Annotated in this window: 18 protein-coding genes and 1 tRNA gene; 8 read left to right on the top strand and 11 right to left on the bottom strand. The window is 61.6% G+C overall.

Translation table 11 applies throughout. The annotated features are described in order from the left end of the window. Nucleotides 1-21 precede the first annotated feature (21 nt). Nucleotides 22-618 (bottom strand): flavodoxin, encoded by a 597-nt coding sequence (locus tag DLM85_RS08600; protein WP_111478040.1) that lies wholly within the window; start codon nt 616-618, stop codon nt 22-24. 192 nt (nt 619-810) lie between these two features. Further along, nucleotides 811-1,977, bottom strand: coding sequence for an aldo/keto reductase (locus DLM85_RS08595; protein WP_111477701.1), 1,167 nt, complete (start codon nt 1,975-1,977; stop codon nt 811-813). Between the two features lie 2,281 nt (nt 1,978-4,258). On the opposite strand from DLM85_RS08595, the gene DLM85_RS08590 reads away from it, so the two are divergent. The 5 genes from DLM85_RS08590 to DLM85_RS08570 all read left to right on the top strand — a co-directional run bounded on the left by DLM85_RS08590 (nt 4,259) and on the right by DLM85_RS08570 (nt 12,986). Then, complete coding sequence (locus tag DLM85_RS08590; RefSeq protein ID WP_111477700.1) at nt 4,259-7,045, top strand: type I restriction endonuclease subunit R; 2,787 nt, start codon at nt 4,259-4,261, stop codon at nt 7,043-7,045. A gap of 19 nt (nt 7,046-7,064) precedes the next feature. Further along, complete coding sequence (locus DLM85_RS08585) at nt 7,065-8,747, top strand: restriction endonuclease subunit S (protein WP_111477699.1); 1,683 nt, start codon at nt 7,065-7,067, stop codon at nt 8,745-8,747. A gap of 13 nt (nt 8,748-8,760) precedes the next feature. Beyond that, a complete protein-coding gene (locus tag DLM85_RS08580; RefSeq protein ID WP_111477698.1) occupies nt 8,761-10,407 on the top strand; it encodes an ATP-binding protein in 1,647 nt (548 codons plus the stop codon). 123 nt (nt 10,408-10,530) lie between these two features. Continuing rightward, a complete protein-coding gene (locus DLM85_RS08575; protein WP_111477697.1) occupies nt 10,531-11,991 on the top strand; it encodes a class I SAM-dependent DNA methyltransferase in 1,461 nt (486 codons plus the stop codon). 401 nt (nt 11,992-12,392) lie between these two features. Next, nucleotides 12,393-12,986 carry a replication/maintenance protein RepL gene (locus tag DLM85_RS08570; protein WP_165822068.1) on the top strand — a complete coding sequence of 198 codons (594 nt, stop codon included), beginning with the start codon at nt 12,393-12,395 and terminating at the stop codon, nt 12,984-12,986. A 102-nt stretch (nt 12,987-13,088) separates the two neighbouring features. On the opposite strand, the gene DLM85_RS08565 is transcribed toward DLM85_RS08570, so the two are convergent. Continuing rightward, a complete protein-coding gene (locus DLM85_RS08565) occupies nt 13,089-13,421 on the bottom strand; it encodes a hypothetical protein (protein WP_133256974.1) in 333 nt (110 codons plus the stop codon). 144 nt (nt 13,422-13,565) lie between these two features. Here DLM85_RS08565 and DLM85_RS25420 point away from each other — a divergent pair, with 144 nt between their 5' ends. Both DLM85_RS25420 and DLM85_RS25030 read left to right on the top strand, forming a co-directional pair. Then, entirely contained in the window at nt 13,566-13,811 is a 246-nt protein-coding gene (locus DLM85_RS25420; protein ID WP_341537761.1) for a helix-turn-helix domain-containing protein, read from the top strand. A 261-nt stretch (nt 13,812-14,072) separates the two neighbouring features. Beyond that, a complete protein-coding gene (locus tag DLM85_RS25030) occupies nt 14,073-14,441 on the top strand; it encodes a hypothetical protein (RefSeq protein WP_133256973.1) in 369 nt (122 codons plus the stop codon). 76 nt (nt 14,442-14,517) lie between these two features. Here DLM85_RS25030 and DLM85_RS08550 read toward each other — a convergent pair whose 3' ends face one another. The 5 genes from DLM85_RS08550 to DLM85_RS08530 all read right to left on the bottom strand — a co-directional run bounded on the left by DLM85_RS08550 (nt 14,518) and on the right by DLM85_RS08530 (nt 21,667). Further along, on the bottom strand, nt 14,518-15,834 hold the full coding sequence (locus DLM85_RS08550) for a site-specific integrase (RefSeq protein WP_133256972.1): 1,317 nt from the start codon (nt 15,832-15,834) through the stop codon (nt 14,518-14,520). A gap of 153 nt (nt 15,835-15,987) precedes the next feature. After that, a tRNA-Asn gene (locus DLM85_RS08545) sits at nt 15,988-16,061 on the bottom strand. A 96-nt stretch (nt 16,062-16,157) separates the two neighbouring features. Then, a complete protein-coding gene (locus DLM85_RS08540) occupies nt 16,158-16,598 on the bottom strand; it encodes a Rieske (2Fe-2S) protein (protein WP_133256971.1) in 441 nt (146 codons plus the stop codon). 183 nt (nt 16,599-16,781) lie between these two features. Further along, nucleotides 16,782-21,062 carry a beta strand repeat-containing protein gene (locus DLM85_RS08535; RefSeq protein WP_111477690.1) on the bottom strand — a complete coding sequence of 1,427 codons (4,281 nt, stop codon included), beginning with the start codon at nt 21,060-21,062 and terminating at the stop codon, nt 16,782-16,784. Nucleotides 21,063-21,394: 332 nt separating this feature from the next. After that, entirely contained in the window at nt 21,395-21,667 is a 273-nt protein-coding gene (locus DLM85_RS08530; protein WP_111477689.1) for a hypothetical protein, read from the bottom strand. A 149-nt stretch (nt 21,668-21,816) separates the two neighbouring features. Between DLM85_RS08530 and DLM85_RS25415 the strand changes: the two genes are divergently transcribed. Continuing rightward, nucleotides 21,817-21,993 (top strand): hypothetical protein, encoded by a 177-nt coding sequence (locus DLM85_RS25415; protein WP_165822066.1) that lies wholly within the window; start codon nt 21,817-21,819, stop codon nt 21,991-21,993. 81 nt (nt 21,994-22,074) lie between these two features. Here DLM85_RS25415 and DLM85_RS08525 read toward each other — a convergent pair whose 3' ends face one another. The 3 genes from DLM85_RS08525 to DLM85_RS08515 all read right to left on the bottom strand — a co-directional run bounded on the left by DLM85_RS08525 (nt 22,075) and on the right by DLM85_RS08515 (nt 25,992). Next, nucleotides 22,075-24,435: a T9SS type A sorting domain-containing protein gene (locus DLM85_RS08525; protein ID WP_133256970.1), complete on the bottom strand. Its 2,361-nt coding sequence runs from the start codon at nt 24,433-24,435 to the stop codon at nt 22,075-22,077. A gap of 266 nt (nt 24,436-24,701) precedes the next feature. After that, nucleotides 24,702-25,361 carry a sterol desaturase family protein gene (locus tag DLM85_RS08520; RefSeq protein WP_111477687.1) on the bottom strand — a complete coding sequence of 220 codons (660 nt, stop codon included), beginning with the start codon at nt 25,359-25,361 and terminating at the stop codon, nt 24,702-24,704. Between the two features lie 73 nt (nt 25,362-25,434). After that, complete coding sequence (locus DLM85_RS08515; protein ID WP_111477686.1) at nt 25,435-25,992, bottom strand: shikimate kinase; 558 nt, start codon at nt 25,990-25,992, stop codon at nt 25,435-25,437. Nucleotides 25,993-26,080 lie beyond the last annotated feature (88 nt).

Below are 26,080 nucleotides of genomic sequence, written 5' to 3'. Positions count from 1 at the left end.
CGGATAGGCGAGTTGGCCCGCTTACTTTTTGCGCAGCAGGTTGATTCGTTTCAGCCAAGCCAGAATTGCCGCCCGCGCCTGCGTTTCTTTAGTGACTTCCATCACGAAGAGCACCCCGTCGCGCTCCACGCCGCCCCGGGTCGTAAACCCCTCCAGGATGGTACTGTTGGGCGCCAGCGCCTTGACCGTCTCGAAGCTGCTGCCCACGCCGTACCCGGCATTGGTGTTGAACGGCACGATGGTTTTGCCGCTCAGATCATGCTGCTTCAGAAAGCTCTTTACGGGTGGCGGCAGCTGCATGCCCCAGGTAGGGAAGCCCACGAAGACGACCTCGTACTGCGCTATGTTGGCAATGCGGGTACGCAACGGCGGCAGATAGCCCTGTTCGTTTTCCCGGGCTACCTGCTGCACCGTGGCCTGGTAGTTGGCCGGATAGGGCTTTTCCAGCTCCAGCGCCACCAGGGTTCCGCCCAAAGCCTGCTGAATCATGCCGGCCACGGCCTTGGTGTTGTTGGTGCGCGACAAGTACACAATCAGCACTTTGTCAGGGCCTACTGCTGGTTCTGCCGACGCCTTCACGTCTGGGGTTTGGGAGAAGCCGCCCGCGGATACCAACATAAACCCGATGAGCAACCAGCGCGTCAAGGCCGCCGGGAACTGCGTCACGCGTTGCGGTTGGCCAGGCTGATTTTTCATTTGATAGGGAGTTTGCAAGCGCGAATGGCGCCCAGGGGAAACGACCAGGACTCTTCATGCCGGGACAACGGGGCACCACCGCTGTCAACCCGGATTATGCCGGCGGACCCGAGCTTATGGTTTGGGGGCGGCTTCTACCCCCGAGAACTGAAGCACCATCGGCGGCAGCCGCTCCCCTTTGACCTGGATTTTGGCCAGCTCTGCGTTGAATTGCCCCAGCTCATCCGCCGTAAACCGCACGGCATCCGCCCCGTTGTTGTCCAGCAGGTGCGCCATCTGCGTGGTACCCGGTATGGGCACGATAAATGGCTGCTGCGCCAGCAGCCAGGCCAGCGAGATTTGAGCGGGCGTGGCCCCTTTCCGGGCTCCCCAGCTTTTTACCAGCTCTACCAGCGCCAGATTGGCAGGCAGGTTCTCCGGTGCAAACCGTGACTCTACCCCACGGATGTCGCCGGGCGCGAAACGAGTGTTAGCGTCGATGGCCCCGGTGAGGAATCCGACGCCGAGCGGGCTCCACGGGACGAACCCGATGCCAAGCTCCTGGCAGAGCGGTAGCACCGCGGCTTCCGCCCCCCGCCAGAGCAGGGAGTATTCGTTCTGGATGGCCGTTACCGGGTGCACGGCATGGGCACGGCGGACGGTTTGCAGGCCGGGCTCCGACAGACCGTAGTGCAACACCTTGCCCTGGCTGATGAGGTCTTTGATCGTGCCCGCCACGTCTTCGATAGGCACGGCAGGATCAACCCGGTGTTGGTACAACAAATCGATGCGGTCGGTGCGCAGGCGCTGCAGCATGTTGTCTACCACGGCCTTGATGTGGTCGGGCCGGCTATTGAGGCCCGGCAGCCGCTGACCGGTTTTTTGGTCGATGTTCCAGCCAAACTTCGTCTCAATGACGATTTTGTTGCGGAAGGGCGCTACTGCTTCCCCCAGGATGCGTTCCACCTCCCAAGGGCCGTATGCCTCCGCGGCATCGAATAAGGTGACGCCGTGGTCGTAGGCGGTGCGGATGATGTTGTGCATCTCGGCCCGGTTGGGAACCTCTGTCGTGTACTTGCGACTCATGTTCTGCACGCCCAGGCCCACACTGCTGACCTCCAGGCTGCCCAGCTTACGCCGGCCACTCACCTTGTTTTTAGCGGAAGCGGAACGGGAGGAAGCAGCCGGCGCGGACACGGTGCATGCCGACGGCAACATGGCGCCGCCGGTTAGGAGTAAACCCGTTTTCAGCATGTCGCGGCGGTTCAGGCCCGGCACCGATGGTTCGAATGATGCGTCCATAGTTCTTGATTAAAATTCGGTAAGCCGACCGTCGAGGTACGTGCCGGAGCGGAAGCAGCCCCGGCCAGGCCAGCATGTTGGGCGAACCAAACGGCTTGAATTGCCAGAACAAAGGTCCGGCAGCAGTACTGCGCTGGAAAAAGGGATTCAAACCAATCAGTATACAATTCAAACACTTAGCTGCGCTTAACAACATCAGCTCATCACGTGGTGACGTTGGTTGTAGCGGCCCCCTAGTAGGTCTGCAGCCAGGCGGCGTGCCCCCCCTACTAATCCCCTCTTAGTTCCACGACAAGGCCCAGGTAACTTCGAGCGGTTTGCGTTTTGCCGTTGATCCGTATGCTATCTGGGAAGAGTACAGGATCATGAAAGCTGATGGTTTATCTACCTACTAGTTGGGCCAGATCTATGGCCTCCCATGCAACTGCAACTTGGCTGCCTCGGATCGAAGCATAGTTGAACCGGTGTTGGGGCATGGGTTGAGAATGGCCGTGAAGTTTTTCTGGCCCCAGTCATAGCACACCAAGGAATACACGTTGATGATGGTCTTTCGTGGCTGGCCGAAGTCGTCAATACCATTGGCCAAATGAATTTGCCTAGCGTCATCAGCCGCCGCTACCTGCTCCAATAAATCCTCAGCAACATTTGAACTCAAGCCCCTATGCGGTAGCAGCATATACTGCACTTCGGGCAGACTAGGCACATCGCCCCGGCATTCGCCACTTCATGCCATTAACCGCTGCTTGTGCTTGAATGCTGTACCTATTCGGCCATAGACTACAAGTATGCATTTCATCTTCCACATATTTTATGTGCGCCGCTTCCTTTTCAGTCACATGCTTTTGTATAAGTCAAAAACAAGAATCTGTAAAGCACTGGTTTTCAAGCCCGACTCAAAGTTGAGTCGGGCTTACAGCGTATACAGCTCTATGTTGGTGAATTGTTAAAGCTCCCCCGCACCTTTCCGTCTTGCCTGAAGGCGTGCTAATCCCCATTCCGGATAACGAGCCCTAAACTCCTGCACTACATCTGCCCCTGTTATATCCAAGCGCTGCACGTTGCAGGAAGTGTACGACGCAACCGGCATCCATATCGCCCGCATTGAGGCTATCCGGCAAAATGTGACCATTATGACTCTGGCTACGCTGTGCCACTACTATGTCACCACCGTCTCGGAGTTCCTGGCAGGCATCGAAGAAGCCGTCAAAAACTAATCCGCAGGGGCAGTACAGGGGAGCAAGCCTTCTTGTAACTCGTTGTTTGATCCGGACTTCTGGTTCAGAACATCTTCTTCGCCACGTTTCCCCCTTCGGCGATGGGAGGGGGAGGTAACCAGGAGTGGGTGTCTCTCCGATGCGCAGAAATTTTTTTTTGGCCTGTTTCGGCTACTTGTCAAGCTGCTTGTGCTTGCTGCCTGCTAAGGCACCATGTAAACAAGGCCCTTATTGTCAAAGTCTTGCGCCTCTCAACCGGCACTTCGCATCCGGCTGAGCTGGTTGAAAAGCGTCCACAAGCCTAGATGCTACGTTTGTATGCACCTTTTCTTGTTGATTTGCAAGCTATTACATCAATCATCATCTTTGCGGCACTACTACGATAGGCAAGTCATTCTAAGGCTTTTTGTCGGTTCGCCTAAAACAGACCGAAGCAGTTGGTTACAGGGCCCGACTCAAAGTTGAGTCGGGCGGTCTGCCCTCCTAAAAGTCCCCATTGGGTAGCCCGGCTTGGTCAGCTACCGACTTCTATCCCGCTGCGGCAGCTACTAATTTTTAACCCTCCCGCGCACGACGACCGGAGGTGGGTGGGGAGGTTGGGTATATGGGTTAACTTGACCAGGCCGGTGTGCCGGTAAGACCTTCGCCGGCGCATAAGCCCCTACAGCTGGTAGCACACCTTACATCGAGTCCGCTAACGCGACTTGGGCGACATGCGTTGAGTCCAGCGTGTCTGGGCGCGGCGGCTTGACGTGTGGTGGCTCGTTGGCGATTTTGGGGTGGACTGGGCTGAATCGCGGCAATCATGCCAGCGGAGCTGCCAGCTATGCGGGTTGGGTCGGGTTCATCGGCTCAGGCACCCACTACGTGCTGTGCAGATGCTATTCCGGTGGGCCGGATACCGCCGGTTGCGGGTGCCTAGGCTGTCTGTAAATACTTCAGGCTGCACACTGGACCGCCTCGTTTGTGTCCGGGGCCTTATTGTGTAGATTTGTTGATACCCGCAGCCAGCATGCCGCTAGTCTGGCCGCGGCTTATCCTACGTTGCGCTTCCTTATCGACTGCTCATGCTTACGCCCGAACAACACGCCCGCCAACTCATCGATGCGCAGCTGCAGCAGGCCGGCTGGCTGGTGCAGGACTACAAGCAGGTGAACCTGGGCGCGGGGCCGGGCATTGCGGTGCGCGAGTACCCCACCGCCTCCGGGCCGGCCGACTACGCCCTGTTCGTGGACCGCAAGATGGTGGGCATCGTGGAGGCCAAGCGGGAAGGCACGGCGCTGACGGAAGTGGCCGAGCAGACGGCCCGCTACCTCACCAGCGCCACCAAGCACGTGCAGCGCATTGCCGAGCAGCTGCCCTTCGGCTACGAGGCCAACGGCCACGAAATCCGCTTCTGCGACTGGCGCGACCCGGAGCCCCGCTCCCGGCCCGTTTTCGGCTTCCATCGGCTCGATACGCTGCGCACCTGGATGCGGCAAACGGCCACCCTGCGGGCCCGGCTGCGGGAGCTGCCGGTGGTGCAGCCGGAAGGGCTGCGGGACTGCCAGGTGGAGGCTATTCGGAACCTGGACGTGTCGTTGAAGGACGACCGGCCGCGGGCGCTGATTCAGATGGCTACGGGCTCGGGCAAGACGTTTACGGCCGTGTCGTTCGTGTACCGGCTCATCAAGCACGCCGGGGCCAGGCGGGTGCTGTTCCTGGTGGATCGGGGCAACCTGGGGCGGCAGACGCTGCAGGAGTTTCAGCAGTACACCGCCCCCGACGACGGCCGCAAGTTCACCGAGCTGTACAACGTGCAGCACCTGACCTCCAACCAGCTCGACTCCGTCAGCAAGGTCACCATCACCACCATTCAGCGCCTGTACTCCATGCTGCGGGGCGAGGCGGAATACGATGCGGGCAACGAGGAACGCTCCGGCTTCGAGCTGGAAAGTGCCGCCCCGCAACGGCCCAAGGAAGTGGCCTACAACCCGGCCGTGCCACCCGAGGCCTTCGACTTCGTGGTCATCGACGAGTGCCACCGCTCCATCTACAACGTGTGGCAGCAGGTGCTCGAATACTTCGACGCGCACCTGATCGGGCTGACGGCCACGCCGGCCAAGCAGACCTTCGGCTTCTTCAACCAGAACCTGGTGATGGAGTACAGCCACGAGCGGGCCGTGGTGGATGGCGTGAACGTGGGCTCCGACATCTACCACATCGAGACGGAAATCACGCGCCAAGGCTCCCGGGTGGAGAAGGGCGCGGCCGTGAAGATGATGGAGCGGCAGACGCGCCGGCGACGTTGGGAAATCCTCGACGACGAGCTGGTGTACGGAGCCTCACAGCTCGACCGTTCGGTGATGTCTACGAATCAGATCCGGACGGTGCTGGAGGAGTGGAAGGCCCGGCTGTTCACCGAGATGTTTCCGGGGCGCAGCATCGTGCCCAAGACGCTCATCTTCGCCAAAAATGACACCCACGCCGGCGAAATCGTGGACCTGGTGCGGGAGGTGTTCGGCAAGAGCAACGAGTTCTGCAAGAAGATTACCTACTCGGCCGATGAGAAGTCCGACGAGCTGATCAAGCGGTTCCGCAACGACTTCAACCCCCGCGTGGCCGTGACGGTGGACATGATTGCCACCGGCACCGACATCCGGCCGCTGGAGTGCCTGCTGTTTTTGCGCGACGTGCGCAGCCGCGTGTACTTCGACCAGATGCGGGGCCGCGGCACCCGCGTCATCAGCCCAACTGACCTGCTGCAGGTGACCAGCGACGCCCCGGCCAAGACGCGTTTCGTCATCGTGGATGCCGTGGGCGTGACCGACTCCGTGAAGCAGGAAACCGAAACCCAGGAACGTACCGGCGCCCTGGGCTTCGAGCGGCTGATGCACGCCGTGGCCATGGGCAACCACGACCCGGCCCAGCTGCACAGCCTGGCCAAGCGCCTGGCCCGCCTCGACCGGCAGCTCACCCCCGACGACCGCGCCACCATTGAGGCGCAGACGGGCGGGCTGAGCGTGCAGCAGTTGGCCGGCCGCCTCTACGACGCCGTAGACCCGGTGCAGCAGGAGCTGGCCGCCGCCACCGTAGCCCGGCAGGAGGGCCACGGCGGCGAACCGACCGACGCCCACTGGGAAGAAGCCACCCGGCAGCTCACCGAAACCGCCGTGCACCTCTTCGACGACCCAGCCCTGCGCGACCTGCTCACCAAGGTGCACGCCCAGAAAGACCTCGTTATCGACCTGGTGAGCCAGGACGTGGTGCTGCGCTCGGGCTTCGGCGAACGGACCACGCCCGAGTCGGCCGCCGCGGCGCTGGCCCAGCAGCGGGTGACGCAGTTTCAGGACTTCATCGAGCGGCACAAAAACGAAATCACGGCCCTGCAGCTGCTGCACAACCAGCCCTACCGGCGGCGGCAGCTCACCAAAACCCAGGTGCGGCAGCTGGCCGACGCCCTGCGCCTCGAAAACCCCCAGCTCACGCCCGAGCACCTCTGGGACGCCTACGAGCAGCTGGAGCGGGCCCGGGTGCGCGGCGCCGGCCCCCGCAAGCTGCTCACCAACCTCATCAGCCTCGTGCGCTTTGCCCTGCGCCAGACCGATACGCTGGAAGCCTACCCGCTGACCGTGGACCAACGCTTTCAGCAGTGGCTCGGGCAGCAGCAGCAGGCCGGCCGCTTGTTCTCCGAGGAGCAGCAACAGTGGCTGACGTGGATGAAAAACAAGGTAGCCACCGACCTGAGCGTGGAAGCGGAAGACTTCACCCTGCCGCCCTTCGCCGACCAGGGCGGCTACGCCCGCGCCAAGGCCGTGTTCGGCGACGAGTTGCCCCAGGTGGTGGAAGAGTTGAATGACGTACTGGCCGCGTAACGGGGCCTAAGTGAATAGCATGCAGGAAAGCAACGAAGGACAAGAGGTAGAAGCGCTGTTTGATGTACCGGTTAGCTGGTCGTGGTGTCAAGTCAAAGACGTTGTTCAAACAGTCTTTGACGGTCCATTCGGTTCCCACCTGAAGACGTCGGATTATACCTCTTCAGGTGTACGTGTTATTCGGCTTGAGAACCTTGCCTATTTGGGTTTCAAGCACGACAAGACGACGTACATAAGCCATGAGAAATATGAAGGCCTTAAACAGCACACGATATATCAGGGAGACGTCATCGTGGGCTCTTTCATTGCCGATGGGGTCAAGGCGGCATTGATTCCACATCTTGAAGACACAGCCATTGCGAAAGCAGATTGCTTCTGTGTGCGTTATAACCCCGAGGCCATCGACAATAAGTACCTGTACTACGGCCTGAGCACCGGTTATATTTCCGAAGGCTATCAAAAAATCATGCGTGGTGTAACCCGTTCGCGGATCAACACTACCCAGTTGAAACAAACTTTCATTCCCCTTGCTCCCCTGCCCGAACAACGCCGCATCGTGGCGAAGCTGGAGGAGCTGTTCAGCAAGCTGGACGCGGGCGTGGAAGCCTTGCGGGCCACGCAGAAGCTGCTGAAACGCTACCGCCAATCGGTGCTGCACGCGGCCGTGACGGGCGAGCTGACCCGCGCCTGGCGCGAAGCCCACCCCGAAGCCGCCGAAACCGGCGAGGCCCTGCTGGCGCGGATTCGGCAGCAGCGCCGGGCGCAGTGGGAAGAAGCCACCCTGGCCAAGCTCCGCGAAAGTGGCAAAGAGCCCAAGGGCGAGGCGTGGAAGCAGAAGTACCAGGAGCCCGAAGCCCCCGACACGGCAGAGCTGCCGGAGCTACCGTTGGGGTGGGTGTGGTCTACAGGAGATACACTCTTCAACTATGTAACAAGTGGCTCACGAGGATGGGCTGAATACTATTCGACAGAAGGCGCATTGTTCATTCGAATTGGAAACCTCTCACATACTACCACTGACATAGATTTCGCCGATGTTCAAAAGGTGAAGCTCCCTAGTAAAGCAGAAGGCTTGAGAAGCTTAGTTGCGCCGGGTGACTTGCTAGTTTCTATTACAGCAGATGTTGGCATGATTGGCCTTGCACCGGAAGGAATAGAAGAAGCTTACATTAATCAACATGTCGCTCTTGCTCGTCCGGTAAACGAGACAACTTCGCCTTATGTCGCTTGGTACCTTTTAAGTGAGGGTGGTGGACAGAAGCAGTTCCAAGAATTACGCAGGGGTGCTGTAAAGGCCGGCTTGGGCCTTGACGATATCAGAGCTGTTCGCATCCCTATTCCACCGACCGGTGAGCAGCTTCAGATCATAAGCGAGATTGAGAGACGATTCTCAATACTCAATGACCTAGAACAGACCCTGACCGCCGAGCTAACCCGCGCCGAACGGCTGCGCCAGAGCATCCTGCACCGCGCCTTCACCGGCCAGCTCGTGCCCCAGGACCCCACCGACGAGCCAGCCGCCGAGCTGCTGGCCCGCCTGCGTGCCGTGCAATTGGAAACCGCCCCGAAGAAGGCCCAAGCCGGCAAGCCCGGCCGCAAGCCCAAGGCCCAGCCCGAACCCGCTGCCGCGCCCGTAGCCGAAGTGCCCGCGCCGGCCGCCGAGCCGCTGGGGGCCGGGGTGCAAGCTTCGTTTGGCTTCTAACGCCCCCGAAACGATGAGCGAAACCCACGTTTTCGAGAAGAAGAGCTTCCGCAAGGCATTCGGGCCGAGTGCCGATATAAACGACCTGGCGCGTACCTGCGTGTGCCTGGCCAATGCCCGCGGCGGCACGCTGCAAATCGGCATTGAGGACAAGCAGGAACTACCCCCGGCCGATCAGCGCATCGACCAGGAGGCCGCCAACCTCCTGATAAAAACCATTGGCGGCCGGGCCGTCAACGTCGGTCTGGCCGATCCGCTCATCATTACCAGTCCGAATGGCGGGCAGTACCTGCAGCTCTGGGTGCATCCGTCGTTGAGCACCATTGCCACCACCGCCGACGGCCGCGTGTACATGCGGCTGGGCGAGCAGTGCCGCCCCGTAGTGGGCGACGACCTGTTGCGGCTGGCCGGCGAAAAGAGCGGGTTTCAGTGGGAGCTGCACACCCCGCAGCGCATCCGGCTGGAAGAGCTGAGCCGGGCGGAGGTATCGTTCTTCATCGAGAAAATACGGGCGGCGCCTACCAACAAAGTCAGCCAGTTCGTCAAAAGCAAAAGCACACCGGAAATCCTGCTGCACTACAACATGCTGCGGGAAGATGGCCTGGCCACCAATCTGGGCGTGTTGTGGCTGGGCACGCCCCACCAACGGGCCCGCCTACGCTATGGCCTGATGGTGCAGTACCTGGTGTATGATGAGCAGGAGCGGCGCATTCGCAAGGAAACCTGGCTCGATCATCACCTCAATCCCCTGCAGCTGCTGGACGACGTGATGAGCCGGGGCGTCGAGCTGCACTACTACCACGAAGTCCCCGAGGGCCTGTACCGCCGGCAGGTGCGGCGCTACCCCGAGGCCGTACTGCGAGAGCTGCTGGCCAATGCCTTCGCCCACCGCCTCTACACCGTTGCTACCGACATAGCCATCCACGTATATCCGGACCGGTTGGAGGTAGAAAGCCCGGGCCAATTGCCCTTGGGCGTCACGCCCACTACCATTCTGCATGAGCGGGTGCGCCGCAACCAGGCCCTTATGGAAACCTTCCAGGCTACCGGCCTGATGGAGGGCGAAGGCTCCGGCTACGACCTCATCTACGAGAAGCTAAGTCGGGATGCCAAGCCCCTGCCCGAGGTAGACGATTCGTATAATAACCTACGCGTGACGATTTACGCGCAGGCCCCGAACCCAACCGCCCTGGCGCTACTGGATACGCTGGCCCGCTACTACGAATTCCGGCAACGCGAAATAATCACCCTCGGCATCATTGCCCAGCAGGGGCATATCAGCGCCACGGATCTGGCCCAGGCCCTGCAGCTTCGGCAGGAAGAGCGGCTACGCACCTGGCTGGGGCGCCTGCTGGAATGGGAGATTGTGTTGGCTCGGGGCGTGAAGAAGTCGACCGAGTACCTGGTCAACCCCAAGGCCTACGCCGCCGCCAATCTGGACGTGAAGCCCAGCCTGAAGACGCTGGAGCCCCATAGGCTACGGGCTCTGATCGAAGAAGACCTACGAGCTTACCCCAACAGCCTCATGGCCGATATCCACCGCCGGTTGGGCGAGCTGTCGGAAGCGGAAATACGCCGCGAAGTGTACCAGATGGTAGCCGATGGCCGCATCCTGCCTCAGGGCAAGGCTACTAAAAACCGGCGCTATTTGCTGCCATAAAAAAAAGAAACTGAAAAGAAACCGAAAAGAAAACCGCCTTTCCAGCCTGGAAGCGCATTCCTTTTCTTTTTAGCACGCTTCTACTAAAAAAAGAAATTGCGTTAACGCGCACCCCATTCCACCATGAACATACAAGCCTCTCAGCTCGTCCAGCGCGTCTGGAACTATGCCACCGTACTTCGTGACGACGGCGTGGGCTACGGCGACTACGTGGAGCAGATTACTTACCTGCTCTTCCTCAAAATGAGCGACGAGCAGGCCGGAGCCCCCGGCACCACCCAGCTGCCCGCCGGCAAGGACTGGGCCTCCCTGCGCACCCTCGAAGGCGACGCGCTGGAGGTACAGTACCGCCACATCCTCATCGACCTGGGCAAGGAGCCCGGCCTGCTGGGTGTCATCTTCAAGAAGGCCCAGAACAAGATTCAGAACCCGGCCCGCCTCAAGCACCTCATTGCCCTCATCGACCGGGAAAACTGGTCGGGCCTGGGCTTCGACGTGAAGGGCGAGATATACGAGGGCCTGCTGCAGAAAAACGCCGAGGACGTGAAAGGCGGCGCCGGCCAGTACTTCACCCCGCGCCCGCTCATCGAGGCCATCGTGGATGCCGTAGCGCCCCAGCCCGGCCAGACCATCTGCGACCCGGCCTGCGGCACCGCCGGCTTCCTGCTCGTGGCCCGCGACTACCTCGTGGACACCTTCGGCGAGGAGCTGGACCGGGAGCAGCTCAAGTTCCTGCGCGACCATACCTTCCACGGCACCGACATCGTGGACTCGGTGGTGCGCCTGGCCGCCATGAACCTGTACCTGCACGGCGTGGGCTCCACCGAAAGCCCGGTCAAGAACCAAGACTCCCTGCTTTCCGACCCCGGCGACCGGTACGACCTGATCCTGGCCAACCCGCCCTTCGGCAAGAAAAGCAGCATCACCGTCATCGGCGAGGAAGGCCAGACCAGCAAGGACACGCTGACCTACGAGCGACCCGATTTCGTGGCCACCACCTCAAACAAGCAGCTCAACTTCCTCCAGCACATCTACACCATTCTGAAGGTCAACGGCACCGCCGCCGTGGTCCTGCCCGACAACGTGCTCTTCGAGGGCGGCGCCGGCGAAACCATTCGCCGCAAGCTGCTCCAGGACTGCGACCTGCACACCCTGCTGCGCCTGCCCACCGGCATCTTCTACGCCCAGGGTGTAAAGGCCAACGTGCTGTTCTTCGAGAAGCGCGCCGGCAGCGAGCAGGCCCAAACCGCGAAGCTGTGGGTGTACGACCTGCGCACCAACCAGCACTTCACGCCCAAGGGTAACCCGCTGCGCCGGGAGCACCTGCAGGACTTCGTGCAGTGCTACGGCCGCCCAGGCCAGCGCCACCAACGCCAGGAAACCGAGCAGTTCCGCGCCTTCCCGCTGGACCAGCTCCTGCAGCGCGACAAGGTGAACCTGGACATCTTCTGGCTCAAGGACGACTCCCTGGAGGACAGCGCCACCCTGCCCGCCCCGGACATACTGGCTCTGGAAATTACCGAGAACCTGCAGGCCGCCCTGGCGCAGTTCTCCAGCATTGCCGAGGAACTGGGCGCCGAATGAGCGGACGTCTTGCAGTGAAAGACCACGGGGGCAGACTGGGATTCCAGCTGCCCCCGTTGTTTGTGATTAACGACTTGCCCCTTTGCGTTGCCCAGTCAGTTCGTCGGGTTGACGGTTGCATGGTCACATGCAGCCAGGCTGTTGCCGGGCATCAGGCCCTGGCCAGTGGGTAGGTCGTTGAGAAGCTTCGGCACGCTGTAAATAAGACCATAAGAATAGATAAGCTATAAGAGACTGATAGCCATTGGGGTACTGTTTCCACTTAGGAACACGAAGGTTTCCACGCCGGAACAAACAGGTGCCGCAACGGCTACTTTTTGCTTGGAATATTTGGCGTATTGGAAATGATACTCGACTTTTTAGGACATAGGCATCGTTGCCTTGCTCATTCGTTCTTTGTCATGAAGGTTTCTGAGTCGCGGAAATTAAGCCGCAACCCCTTCCTGGATGGTGCATTGGAGTCGATCCGGAGCATCAAGCGTCGTCGGTCCATTATGCCCGCCGAGAATAAAGACGCTATTCTCTCCCTCGTTGACCGGTATACAGGAGAGGTAGCGGGAGACGTTAAATTCGTTGCTTATACGGAAGTTGACCCCGAGCCTTTCGTGAAGCTATACTACAAGCAAGGCTTCCAACTGGGAGATTTAAATACATCGGCTCTGCGGGTGTTGGTGTACATAATGCACCAGATGAAGCCTAACTCCGACACCGTTGAGTTTTATCTTCCTGACTGTAAGAATCACACGGGGTATAAAACCAGCAAGCCCATTTATGCGGGCCTACGTATGCTGCAGGAAGCGGGGTTTATCCACCGCGGGCCCGTACCTACCACCTACTTTATCAACCCGTTGGTGCTCTTCAATGGAAACAGGGCTGCATATCTCAAAAAGCAAAAACCCGCTTTCAGCGAACAGCTCAAGCCTATCAGAATTAGCCCCTCTGCACCATCCCTGGACGAGCTTGACCGCGCCTGGTTGGATGAAATGTTTGGTTAATTGACACAACACCCGCTTGGCATCACCAAGCGGGTGTTGTGTTTTATGGCCCAGGTAGCCAGGTAGAGATGCTGCTCACATGAGTTGTATTCCCTGCAAGGCCTACGAAGAGACAACCTTCATCTTCTTGCTGTTCATAAACTTCGTTAGCTCCTTCGGCGGTAGTGGTTGAGTGCTTCCAGGAAGCGCCGCCAGGTGGGCCTTAATAGCCTCGTCGACATGCTCACGCATCAACCCGAACCCCGGTGTCCAGTATTCGGCCTGCTTCAACTGCACGTAAGTGGAGCGGCGAACCTGTATGGTGAAGGAGATGTAAGGATCTTCCTCAACGGGCAACGGCTGGGGCGCGTCAGGCGCGGCGGTGCTTGGAAGCTTCTCTTGCATTGGGGCCGATTCAAAGAGAGGTAAGGGCCGACCATGTTCAGCGGAGCTCATGGGTAGGTGGGGTTTTGGTGGTCAGAAGAATGAAAGCCCAGCCTCCTGCACCCCGCCTGGCAGGAGTGGAAAAGGAAGCCTAACAAAGATAGGTGGACAAGGCAATTTGGTTGCATATATGAGGCCACGCCATTTCACCTATCGGTGAAGCTTGCACCCGTGAAGAATCCGACGGGCGTTGCGGCATTTGGCACTCATTTGCGTCGACTACGCGAGGCCCGGGCGTACAGCCAGCAGGCCCTGGCCGATCAGGCTGATGTAGCCAAAGCGACCATTCAGCGCATCGAAAACGCCCAGTTCGCTGTCACGATAGATGTCCTTATCTCCCTGGCCCGTGCCCTGCACATGCCCTTGCGCGAGCTGATGGACTACCCCAACCCCGAGGAATAGCCGGACGGCCATACCAACTTCCCTCCGCATCAAAGGAGGGGCGGTGAAGTCGAGTGTCTAGCTCTCAGGCGCTGAGAAGCAAAGTTGCCTTCGCTCTTGCTTTGTTTTTGCTTCCCGACTCCCGTTCTTTGTCGGACTAAAGTTATATATCCTCTTTTCTGTTCAACGCTGGGCTAGCAAGCCAGGCCCGAGCAGAGGCAATAGGTTCCGAGCCTACATCCTTGTTGACCCACGTTGGGTCATTATTTACCTATTGTTGCCATGACAAACGGACTCTCCATTTCCGTCCCCGTCGACCTCATCATGCCCCAAATCCAGGCCGCTATCCAGGCCAGCGTTGAGGCGTGCATGAAAAATCAGCCGCAGCCCGATCCGCAGTACGCAGCGGAACAGGTTGCGCACATCCTGAATGTAGATGCACAAACCGTACATGATTACACCCGTTTGGATCCAGGGCATCCGCGCCGTCTGCCCTACGTGGTGGCTTATGACAGCTTCAAAGGCAAACGTTTCCTGTTGAGTGATATTACCGCTTGGCAGAGGCGAAACCAGATAGATGCCTTGACGCAGGTAGTCCCATTGGTACCAAAACGTCCTGCCCGACGACGAGCAACCAGACGGGCAGCTTAACGGGCAATTGAAACGCACAACGGGCCGGCTAGAATCGTCTAGCCGGCCCGTTGTGCGTTTAGTAGTTATGAGGGCTTTACGAGGCGTCTACGGGCACTTGATCGTACCAGTCGCCTAGAATAACCTTCCAGGCATCAAGAACCGCTGGAGCCAACAAACGCGCCTTGTCTTTCGCGTAACGGTCCGTTACATCTTGATCAGCGTGCCCAAGTACCAGCTTTGCCAGCGCCTTGTTGTTCTGCGAAGCCTGTTTGAGTAAGGTGGCGGCGGTGTGCCGGGCCGTGTGGCTGCTGATGACCTGATGTACTGGCCGCCAATTATGTTTGACCTTACCACCGGTAATCAGCCGGTCATCCCACTCCCGGTCCAGGCCAGCTTCTTTGGCTACCTGCTTGATCCACTCGTTACGGTCCTGCTCCCGGCGCCGGGGAAACTGCCAGTTCCACCGTTCGCCGATGAGAACGGCAATAGGCGGCAAGGGCACTGCGGCATCCAAGCCGGTCTTACCTTGCACATGGAGCAACGCGGGCACCTGACGACCATCCTCAAGCGTCAGGGTGGTGCGCTGGCGGCTATGCTCAAACTTCTCCAGGTCCTCATAGCGTCGGCCGCTGAAGCATTGGAACAGCCACCGGTCACGTTCCTCGGCCAAATGAGAAGCCGTAGGACGGTAACGAATCAGGCGGCGCAGTTCTTCCACCTCCAAGTCCAGTTGAGGCGCGTTCTTGGCCGAGTACTGCAGCCAGGACGCATCCGTTGGACGGCCCAGGCGTTCCAGACACTTCCGGATGCCGGTGAAATGCACTTTGATAGCCGCATCGCTCAGTTCCCCATCCAACAGGTGGTTGAGGTATTCCTTCGCCACATCTTCGCCGAAGTGGCCTGGGCGCAGGGCTGGCCGCCACGATTCCATCATGGTGGCCATCTGGTCGTACTTACGTAGCGAGTCAGCAGCCAGATGCCGGTTCTTCTCTTTCCAGTCTTCCAGCACCTCCCGCCACGTCTGCTGCGACACGTCGGGCTTGGCTTCAGCTTCGGGAAAAAGGTGTCGATGTAGAGCCTCCTTGGTTATCTTCTCAAACGGAGCGGCATCCCACAGGTCATAAAAGGCATCTGTCACGTCCCTCTCCCAATCGTTGAGGCGGCCGTTGATGCTGACGTGCTGTGGATGGTCGCGCGTGACACGACGGGCTTCCTTGTCCCATAGGGACACGGCTTCGCCCTTCTTGCCCTTCTTTTCGGACATGACGTGTTCACCGGTGTCTAGGAGGAGTTCTTGGTTGTGCCAGCGCATCGTGATGCGCACGGGGCAATAGCCAGCTTTGTTGATGGCCGCGAGGCGGGGAAAGAAGCTGACTTTGATTTTGCGCCGGTGGACGGGCAAACGTTGCACTTGGGGTCTTGTACTGGTTAGGTTACTGGTTTCTGTACTGGTTATGCTACTGCTATAGCCTCGAATACCGGTTTGACCTTCAATACAAATCCTATCCTGTGCCCTAGAAACAGCAATACCCGCCGGTTTTCGGCGGGTATTACGATTAGGTAGCGCTCCCTCCTGGGCTCGAACCAGGGACCCTCTGATTAACAGTCAGATGCTCTAACCGGCTGAGCTAAGGAAGCGGTTATGGCGGCGGTTGATTGCCGTTGCGGGTGCAATATTAGGCACAGGAAAGACTTTGTGCAAGCTACCGGCAAATATTTTTTTACTACTTCTTTCTAGTTGGTGACATACAGCAAGTTGCCGTTCAACGAAGTGGAGTATTGCCGCAGGGGTCGGCGGGCCGGACCGCTGGTGAGCTGCCCCGTCAGATCGAAGCGCGAGGAGCAACACGTATCGACCAGAAAGAACCGGGAGGCGTCTACGCTGACTTTGGCGCAGGCGTCGTAGGGCTGGAAGGGACAGTTGCGCTCGAAAGCCAGGTACTGCTGGGCATTCTGCCGTACCACAATGATGCCCCGCACACCGCCCGGACGGTAAATGAACCCGTTGTCGAAGCGCAGGGCGGCAGCTTCCTGTGTGCTGAGGTTGATCAGGTCGTTGACAACGGCCGTGGGAATAGCCGGCTCGACATTGGACTTGGAGGACCCACAACCGGCCAGGAAACCCAACGCCAGGACGGCCGCCGGCAGCAAACGACAACGGGACAGGATATGCATGGCGCAATAACGTCAGAAGCCCGCTTTTCTGTTCAATGAGCCGCACCGAGTTGCGGCAGGAAGAGCCGGCTGCGCGTCGACCAAGGACAGCCGGTGGCCCCTGGACTGCCAAAAAAAGCCCCGGCTCCAGGAGCCGGGGCTTTTCAGTAGGTGCGGGCGCTGAGGTCGCCCGGCGCAGGGCGCTTACTGGAGCACCACCTTGCGCGTCAGTACCTCGTGGCCAGCCTGCAGGCGCAGGGTGTAGAGGCCGGCTGCCAGGCCGAGCGTCGATACCTGCTGCTCGCCGCTGCCCTGCAGGGCCTGGCGGCGCACGGTCTGCCCGAGGGCGTTGACGAGCTCGATGCTACCGGCCCCGGTGTAGCCCGCCAGTTTCACGGCCAGTTGGCCCGTGGCGCTGGGGTTGGGGTACACGGCCAGCGCGGCGGCGTTGGTCTGGGTGCGGCTGCTGAGCGGGGTCAGGCCGATGACGAAGCTGCCGCCCGTGTCGTTGCTGGCGTAGCCCGATACGGCCACGTAGTAGAGCTGATTGGGGGTCAGGCCCGTTACCGTGACGGTGCCGACGCTGGTGTTGGCGCTGCCGCTGGCCTGGCAGAACACCTGCGTGAAGGGACCGGCCGAGCAGCTCGGCGTGCTGAATACGCGCACCATACCGGCCGGGTCGCCGCTGATGTAGAGCACCGTGCTGCTGCTGGTGGCCGTGAAGGTAAACCACACGTCTTTCGGCGACTGGGCCGGCGAGCAGGCCGGCAGCGTGATGCCGCTGAAGATGGAAACGGTCGAATTGGCGTTGGAGCTGGTTACGCTGCCGCCGGCCAGCGACACGGCCGTGCACGGGTCGTCGTTGGGCGGGGTCAGCTGGTCGAAGGTGACGGTGCGCGTGTTGTTGGCCGCGTTGGCGTCGGGTTGGCCGTTGGGCAGGCTGCCGGTTACCGTCAGCGTGTAGGTGGCCAGCTGCGTGAGCGTAACGCCGGTAGTAAAGGTCAGCTGCTGCGAAGACCCCGAGCCCAGGCTCAGGCCCGTGAAGTTCTGCACTACGGGAGTGCCGCCGTTCAGCGTGTACGTCAGCGTGGCCGAGGTGAGCACGGCGGTGCCGCCGTTGCGGATGGTCACCAGCACGGGGTTGACGCCGAGCACGGCGGGCGTGGTCGGGGCGTCGATGCTGACCACGTCCACGTCGTTGACCACCGTGCGCAGGGTGTAGGCGCCCAGGTCGGGCGGGCTGGTGCGCGTCACGCCCAGGAAGTCGGCCGGCACGCGGGCCAGCGTGGCCGTGCTGCCGACGCCGATCAGCTGCGTAGCGGCGGGCACCAGGTTGGTGGTGCTCGGGAACTGCGGATTCACCTGCAGGCTGTTCTGGTCGTAGGCGTTGGCGTTGGCGCCTTTCCAGTCCGGCGTGAGCAGGGCGTAATTGGTGGTGCCGTAGCGGCCGGTGTAGAAGTTGTTGCCCGTGCCGATGTGCAGGTCGTTGTAGTTCGAGGCAATGCCCGAGCCCGTGGTGCTGAAGTACAAGGCATAGCGGCTGCCGGTGCCGCCGCGCGTCACGCTCACGATGTTGTTGAGGAACTCGATGCCGGTGGCGGCCGTCAGCTGGTAGAAGCCGTAGCTGGCCGAGGTCGAGGTAGCCGCCGTGTTGTTCAGCGACACGATGTTGTGGTAGTACCGGGCGTTGTCCGAGCCGGAGTTGTAGATGCCGTACTCGATGCCGGCCCCGTTGAAGTCGTACACCAGGTTGTTCACCACGTCGTTTTCGGCGCCCACCGGGGCGTCGTTGGTGGTGGAGTAGATGCCGTAGGCCGTCGACGTGCTGGCGGCGTTGCCGCCGAAGGGCGAGTGAATGCGGTTGCGCTCCACGGCCGCGGCCGTGTTGCCGGTCTGGTAGATGCCGTAGAACAGGCTCACCGTGGCGCGGGTGCTGCGGTGGATGTCGTTGCCGATCAGGCGGGCCCCGTCGGCATTCTCCACGTCGAGGCCGTAGTAGTAGAAGTCACGGATTTCGTTGCCCGTCACGCGCACGCCCACGCTGTTGGTGGTGGCGTTGCCGGTCAGAATCACGCAGTGGTAGCCGCCGCTGAGCACGTTGTTCTCGATGCGCAGGTGGTTGGCGTCGCCGGCCGAAGTGCCCGAGGTGATGCTGCCGCTGGCCGCAATGGCGGCGTTGGCGGTGGAGGAAGTGGCGGCGGTAGTGCCCAGCACCACGCAGTTGGCCACGCGGTTGTGGTTGGCCTGGCCCACCAGGTGCACGCCGATGCCGTAGGTGGCGCCGGCCGCCACGTCGATGGTCAGGTTGCGCAGGGTCACGTAGTCGGTGCCGTTGAGCTGCACGGCCGCCGGCTGGGCCGAGGTGCCGGTGTAGCTCAGCGTCTGCTTGTTGGCGCCGCCGTCAATCAGGATGGTGTCGGTGGCGCTGACGCCCGCTACCTCGCCGAGCACGAACTGCTCGGTGTAAGGGCCGTTGAGCACGTTGATGCGCACCGAGCCCGAAATGCCGGCCATGTTCAGGGCCGTGGCCGCGTCGGCGAAGCTGGCGAAGTTGGTGCCGCCGGTGGCCGCGTTCTTATTGATGGTGAACGTGCCCGACATGCCGGTGTACACCGTCTGCGTCAGCGTGTTGTTGGCCGGGTTGGTGTCGGCGTTGCCGTTGGGCAGGCTGGCGGTGATGACCAGGGTATTGGCGCCGGCCAGCAGCGTGGCCTGCGTCGTAAACGACAGCGCCTGCGTGGCGCCGGGCGCCACGCTCAGGCCCGTAAAGCTCTGCGCCACGGCCGTGCCGCCGTTCAGCGCGTACTGCAGGCGCACCGACGTCAGCGGCGAGAGGCCGTTGTTGCGCACCGTCACCGTCACCGTGTTGGCGCCCAGGGTAGCCGGCGTAGCCGGAGCCGTGAGGCCCACCACGGCCACGTCGTCGGCGCCGGGCGTAAACTCGTAGGCCCCCACGTCGGGCGTGGTGCTGCGGGCGGCGCCGGTGAAGTCGTCGGTCACCCGCGCGAGCGGGGTGGCCACGTTGTTGATGCCGCTGGCGCTGGGCTGCAGGTTGCCCGCGGTGGCGTTGGTAAACTGCGGCGCCACGGCGAAGCTGTTCTGATCATAGGCGTTGTTGTTGGCCGTTTTCCAGTCGGCCAGGGTGGCGTAGGTGGTGCCGGCCGTGGCCGTGCCGTAGCGGCCGGTCAGGTAGTTGGCGCCCGTACCCACCACCAGGTCGTTGTAGTTGGAGCTGATGGTGGACGTAGTCGTGTTGAACACAATGGCAAAGCGCTGGCCCGAGCCGCCGCGGCGCACCGCGAAGATGTTGTTGCGCAGCTCCACGCCCGTAGCCAGGGTGGTCTGGTAGAAGCCGTAGCTTTCTTCGGCGCTGGTCGAGGCCGCGTTGTCCAACGACACGCTGTTGTTATAGTAGCGCACGTTGTCCGAGCCGGAGCTGTAGATGCCGTACTCGATGCCGGCCCCGTTGAAGTCGTACACCAGGTTGTTGACCACCTCGTTTTCCGAGCCCGCCGGGGCGTCGCACGTGGTGAAGTAGATACCGAAGGCAGTGCTGGTGGAAGCGGGGTTGCCGCCCGCCGGGTTGTGCACGCGGTTTTTCTCGATGTCAGCCGACTGGTTGCCGGTGCCCAGCGAGATGCCGTAGAAGGCCGCCAGCACGGTGCGCGTGGGCCGGCTCACGTCGTTGCCGATGATCTGGGCCCCGGAGGTGTAATCGGCGTCGATGCCGTACAGGTAGAAGTCCTGCATGGTGTTGCCCTGGATCTGGTAGCCCGACAGCAGGGCCGCCGACGTGCCCACCAGCTTGATGCCGTAGTAGCCGCCCTTCACCGTGTTGTTGGTCAGGGCGAGGCTGCTGCCGGCCGCGCCGCCGGTGGTCAGCGAGGTAGCCGAGTTGTTGGCCACGATGCCCACGTAGTTGGTCGACGAAGTCGAGGACGTGCTGCTCGTGACGGTGCAGTTGCTGATAACGTCGTTGTCGGCCGCGTTCATCACCTGAATGCCCCAGCCGTAGGTGCTGGTGCTGGTGCCCCCCACCGTGGCGTCCACCACCAGGTTGTTGAGGGTCACGTAGTCGGCCCCGTTCAGCGTGACCACGGCCCGCTGGGCGCTGGCACTCGAGCCGAACTGAATCGTGCGGCCGTTGCCGTTGATGGTCACGCGGTTGGTGGCGCTGGTACCGGTCAGGGCGTTGAGCATGAGCTGCTCGGTGTAAGGCCCGCCGCTGACGCTAATCGTTACCGGGCCGCTCACGCCGTTGGTGTTCAGCGCGGTGGCTGCGTCCGTAAAACTGGCGAAGTTGGTGCCGGCCGTCGGGGAGGCACTGTTGATGGTGTAGGCTCCGCTCAAAGGCGTCTGGGCCCAGGCTGCCGAGGAACCCAGCAGCAGCAGCAACGCGCCCAGGGCACCGCTCCGGCGAGCCGGGCGCGCCAGGGCGGCCCAACGGCCGCTGACGGCTGTACGGCTTGATAAAAGTGTTTGCATCAGGTGTGAGAATGGGTGAAAAAAGAAAGAATATCATACCCATTGCCACAAAATAATCCAAATCCACAGGCCTAACGCCCTGCGTCTCCGAAGTAGCCTGAAACAGCGCGCCCGGAAGGGGGATACAGGGGGTGGGCCCGGGACGCATTGGGTAGTGACAGTGCAACTTATGAAAAAAGCATGAAGAATGCCCTCTCCACCCCTCCATACACCCCGCCCCGCGCCAGTCTTGGCTACTGAACACAAAAAAAAGCCGGTGCCCGCCTCGCAGCGGGCACCGGCTTACCGATTGCCGGACTGGCATTGGGCCAGCAGCCAGACCGATTTTAATCTTAATTTAACCATACTTCGGCCACCACCTCGAAACGGTGCGGGCCGAAGGCGTTGTAGTACGGGGCAGAGCCCTCAAAACCCAGGACGTGAATCAGGGGCATGCCTTCCAGCCGGCTCGGCACCAGCCGCACGGGGTACACGCGACCCTCTTCGGGCCAGTCACCGGCGTGGTTGGCCGGGCGGTTGCCGGCGTCCACGCAGTAGGCGTAGTGCAGCACGGGCTCGTGGCGCGTGGCTTCGGCGAGGCTCAGGTTGGCTACTTCGTTACTCATCTGGCCAAGATACACGAAAGTCGGGTTGATAGTTCACCCCGCGGCGGGCCGGCGGGCGTCAACCTTTTGCCGGGCCCGGCAGTATGCCCCCTATAGATTGGCTGCCCGGTTGCGGCGGCCCGGTTTTGCACCTTCTTCCCTCTACTGCCATGAAACGTTCCCTCCCCTGGCTGCCGCTCCTGCTGGCGGTGCTGCTGCTGCCCCTGACCGGCTGCGAGGTTATCGGCGACATTTTCAAAGCCGGCGCCTACACGGGCATTATCGGCGTCATCGTCGTGATAGTGCTGCTGCTGTGGCTGTTCAGCCGCTTTTTCCGCCGCGGCTAAGCCCCGGCCCTAACCGCCCCAAGCAAACGGCGCCCGACTCAGTGAGTCGGGCGCCGTTTGCTTGGGGCCTTACCAGCCGCGCTACTGCTTCACCACGCGGGCCGTGCGCAGGCCGGCGGCCGTGCTCACCCGCACGTAGTACACGCCCGCCGGCAGGCGGCGCAGGTCGAGCTGCGGGCGCCCGGCGCCTACCACCACGCGCTGGCGCAGCACCTCCGTGCCGAGCACCGATTGCACCGTCAGCTGCAGCGGCGTGCCCGCGGCGGCCTCGGTCCAGAGCTCAAACAGGCCGGTGCCGGGGTTGGGCGTGATGCTCAGCGCGGCGGCTTTGTCGCCGGCCCCCGCGGCCACGGCCACCACGCCCGACAGCGTTTCGGTGCCGTCGTTATCGATCTGGCGCAGGCGGTAGTAGGCCAGCTGGTGGGCCGGGCGGGTATCCACGAAGCGGTAGTCGCGGCGCTGGGTGCTGTTGCCGGCGCCGGCCACCGTGCCCAGCCCCTCGAAGGTGCGCGCATCGACGCTGCGCTCCACCACGAAGCGGGCGTTGTTTTGCTCGGTGGCCGTGGCCCAGGTGCACGTCACGGTAGGCGCGGTGCGCTGGGCGTCGAAGCGCAGCAGCTCCACCGGCAGCACCCCGCCGCCGCTCGACGACACCCCGAACGGCGAGAAGCTGCTGATGTTGCCGCGCTTCACGCCGTGGGCGCCGACGCGGGGCTGGGTGGCGCCCGGGCGATTGGTCACCCGGTCCCACTGCCCGCCGGTGAAGTGGTCGACGAAGGCCTGGGCGGGCACGAAATCGGCCGTGGCGTCGCTGGTATTCCACTCCATGGCCAGCTGCACGTCCACGTTCGGAATGGTAGGCGTTTCCTTACCGATCAGCCAGGTTTTCTTCACCACCTCGCCCTGCACGGGCAGGCCCACCGGGTTTTCGTTGGCGTCGTAGTGGCGGTATACGTTGTTGATGACGCGCACTTCGAAGATATCCTGGCTCTGGGCCGTGTTCTGCTGAATGCTCACGGGCGAGTACGACGTGGCCGCGGTACCCACCGGAAACAGCACCGCCGTGCTCGTGCCGTTGCTCAGGCCCGCCACCGGCAGGCGCAGCTTGCCCGCGCCGTTGGTCACCACGAACGAGGTCGGCGAGGTGCCCACGATGGCGCCCAAAGTCGACAGCGTGAGGTTGTGGGCGCCCAGCGCCAGGTCGGCCCCGCCGCGGAAGCTGAGCGTGTCGGTCACCGTCACGTCGCCGCCGAGGTTTTTGCCGCCGGTGCCGATGACGCGCAGGCGGCTGTACTGCCGGGCCTGCACGGTGTGGTCGGTGGTGCCGCTGTACTCCACGGTGCTGCCCACGTTGAGGGTGCCCAGGCGCAACGTGGCCGAGTTGGTTTTCTCGATGCGCAGCGTGGAGCCGGTCGTCACGTCCACCGTGCCGTTGATGTCGGCCCCGGCGGCTACCAGCAGCTTGGCCGGGGCGCCGGCCACGCCCACCACGATTTTGGAGTTGGTGCCGCTCACCGTCCAGCTACCGCCCAGGCGGTCGGCCGTAACGTCGGCGCCGCGCACGTAGAACAGCTGGTTGGCCGTCGTGAAGCTGGTGGGCGCGGTGCCCGTGCCGTCGGGGTTGGGGCCCCAGGTGGCCAGGGCGTTGTAGTTGCCCGTGGCCTTGCTGTAGAAGATGGTCGATTCGGGCGTCACCGTCACGTCGTCGATGCCCAGCCCGTTGCCGTTGGTGGCGTTGTTGAGCGAGTATTTCCAGCGCAGCATGATTTCCGCGCCGTTGGCCAGGTTCACGTTCGGAATGGTGTACGACAGCGTCACCCGGTTGCTGGCCACGTTGCCGTTCTGGTTGGTAATCGGCTTGGTAGTCGAAGGCGCAAACACGTTCAGCGGCGGCACCGCCACCCAGGTGCCCGCCGCGTCGTAAACCGAGGCCGACGTGGCGGCGGTGCGGTAATGCACCTCGAAGTTGGCCTGGTCGATGGTGCCGGAGTTGTACCACTGCTCCATCGTGTAGGTCACGGCCAGGTTCTTGATGGTGGCGCCGGTGCTGTTCCGGTAGCGCAGGCCCGCGTAGCCCGTCCCCGATTGCCCGGTGGCCAGCCCGCCAATGGCGCGGTCGGTGGAGCCGGCGCTGCCCAGGCTGTAAAACTGCGCCGTCGTCACCGAGCCGTCGTTGGCTCCCAGCTTATCGGGGTTGTAGTCGTAGAAGCCGCTGGGCAGCGGAAACGTAGGCGAATTCACGAAGTACACGTTCGAGCCCAGGTACAGGCCCGTCAGAGTCGCGTTGTTGGTGAAAGCCGGCGGCGTGGCGGCCGTGCTTCTGGTCAGCGTGTTAAAATCCTGGGTGTTGGGATTGAAGTTGCTCAGGATAATCTGCCCGCGAACGGTCAGCGCCTGTAGCAGCAGGCCGGCTCCCAGAGCCAAACGGTAGAAGTGGTGCATGCTCAAACGAAGCTGATGAATGGGTAAAGGCAAGCCCTTCGCCATGAGCAAGGATTACCGTTTACAAATTTAAAAATACCCATCTCATATACCATCTACGTTCCCAAAATAGGAAATAAAATATAATTATTCCAATTAAAGCACTGCACTTGACCTCCAATGAATATCCCCCCTACTATATAAACCAGACAAAGCAGCGGCGCCGGCCGCATCTGCCCTAGGGCAGACACGGCCGGCGCCGCTGCAAACTGGATATTAGTCAGAGCCTAGGACTTGGCTTCCTGCCGCTTATCCTCCGGCATGGTACCGATGATATGGTCCCAGATGGTGGTCGACACGCCGAACGCTACCTCATCCTGGCGGTAGTGGTGCTGGGCGTGGTGGTGCCACCAGAACTTGAGGAAGTTCTTCGGCGGGTTGTACACGTGAATGGCGTAGTGCACGAACAGGTACGTGGCGTAGCCGAACACGAAACCGGCCAGAATGCCAAAGCCCGCGTTGCCGAAGGTGAAGCGGAAGATGAAGAACAGCAGCGAGGCCACGAACACCGTCAGGATGGGCGGCATAGCCAGGCGGGTCTTGTCCTTGGGATACTCGTGGTGCACGCCGTGCATGGTGTACTGAAACTTGGCCTTGCCGGGCGTGTTCGTTTTCATGTGGTACAGAAAACGGTGCATCAGGTACTCTACCAGCGTGAAGGCAAACCAGCCCACCAGAAACAGCCCGAAGGCCGACAAACCGGTCAGCAGCCCGCGGCTCAAGCCGTAGTACAGGCTGACGATGGCAACGCAGAAGAAAATAGACAGGGGCGCGGCGATGTGCGTGTGCGTCATACGCTCCAGCACAGGGTTGTCAAACAATTGCGCCGAACCTTTGTGCTTGGGCTTGTGGAGTTGGCCCGACGCAGGAGCAGCCTTTTGTTCCATGTGGATTGAGAAAGGTGTGGTTCAGGGGCAAAAGTAGCCACCGCCGCGCAAACGCGCCCGTGCCCCGAAAGGTTTAGCTGGTGGCGAGGTAGCGCTGCACCAACGCATACGCGGCTTCCACGGTGCAGGTGGGACCGGCGCAGCGCAGGGCCGCCTGCCCGTAAAACCCCTGCCGGGCCGCCAATGTTTCCGCCAGCCGCCGGGCCAGGGCCGCCGCGTCGGGCAGGGCGGCCAGCAGGGGGCGGGTGGTGGCGGCGTGCTGCAGGCGGGCCGCCAGCTCGGCCACCGGCACGTCGAGCCAGAGCGCGAGGCCGGTTTGGTTGAGCAGGGCCATGTTGTGGTGAAAGCAGGGCGTGCCGCCGCCGGTGGCCAGCACCAGCCGCGGGTGCTCGGCCAGCACCGCCCGCAGCGTATCGGCCTCCACCTGCCGGAAATACGCCTCGCCCTCGGCCGCGAAGATGTCGGCCACGCTGCGCTGCTCCCGCCGCACGATTTCCTCGTCCAGGTCGCGAAACGGCAGCTCGAAGCGCACGGCCAGCCCGCGGCCCAGCGTGGTTTTGCCCGCCGCCGGCATGCCCACGAGGTGAATTCTGAATGCTGGATTATGAATTGTGAATTGGTCGGCGGACATCGGACTCAATTAAAAATACCTGAAGGCAGCAGCTGGTGTTATTGGGCTGGGAATCATCCGTCCGAGCTGCAAAGGCCATTTTCAATTT

The organism is Hymenobacter edaphi (genome assembly GCF_003258365.1).
GTDB lineage: Bacteria > Bacteroidota > Bacteroidia > Cytophagales > Hymenobacteraceae > Solirubrum > Solirubrum edaphi.
The sequence above is the reverse complement of the archived record's forward strand: the minus strand, read 5'-3'. Positions and strand labels throughout refer to the sequence as shown.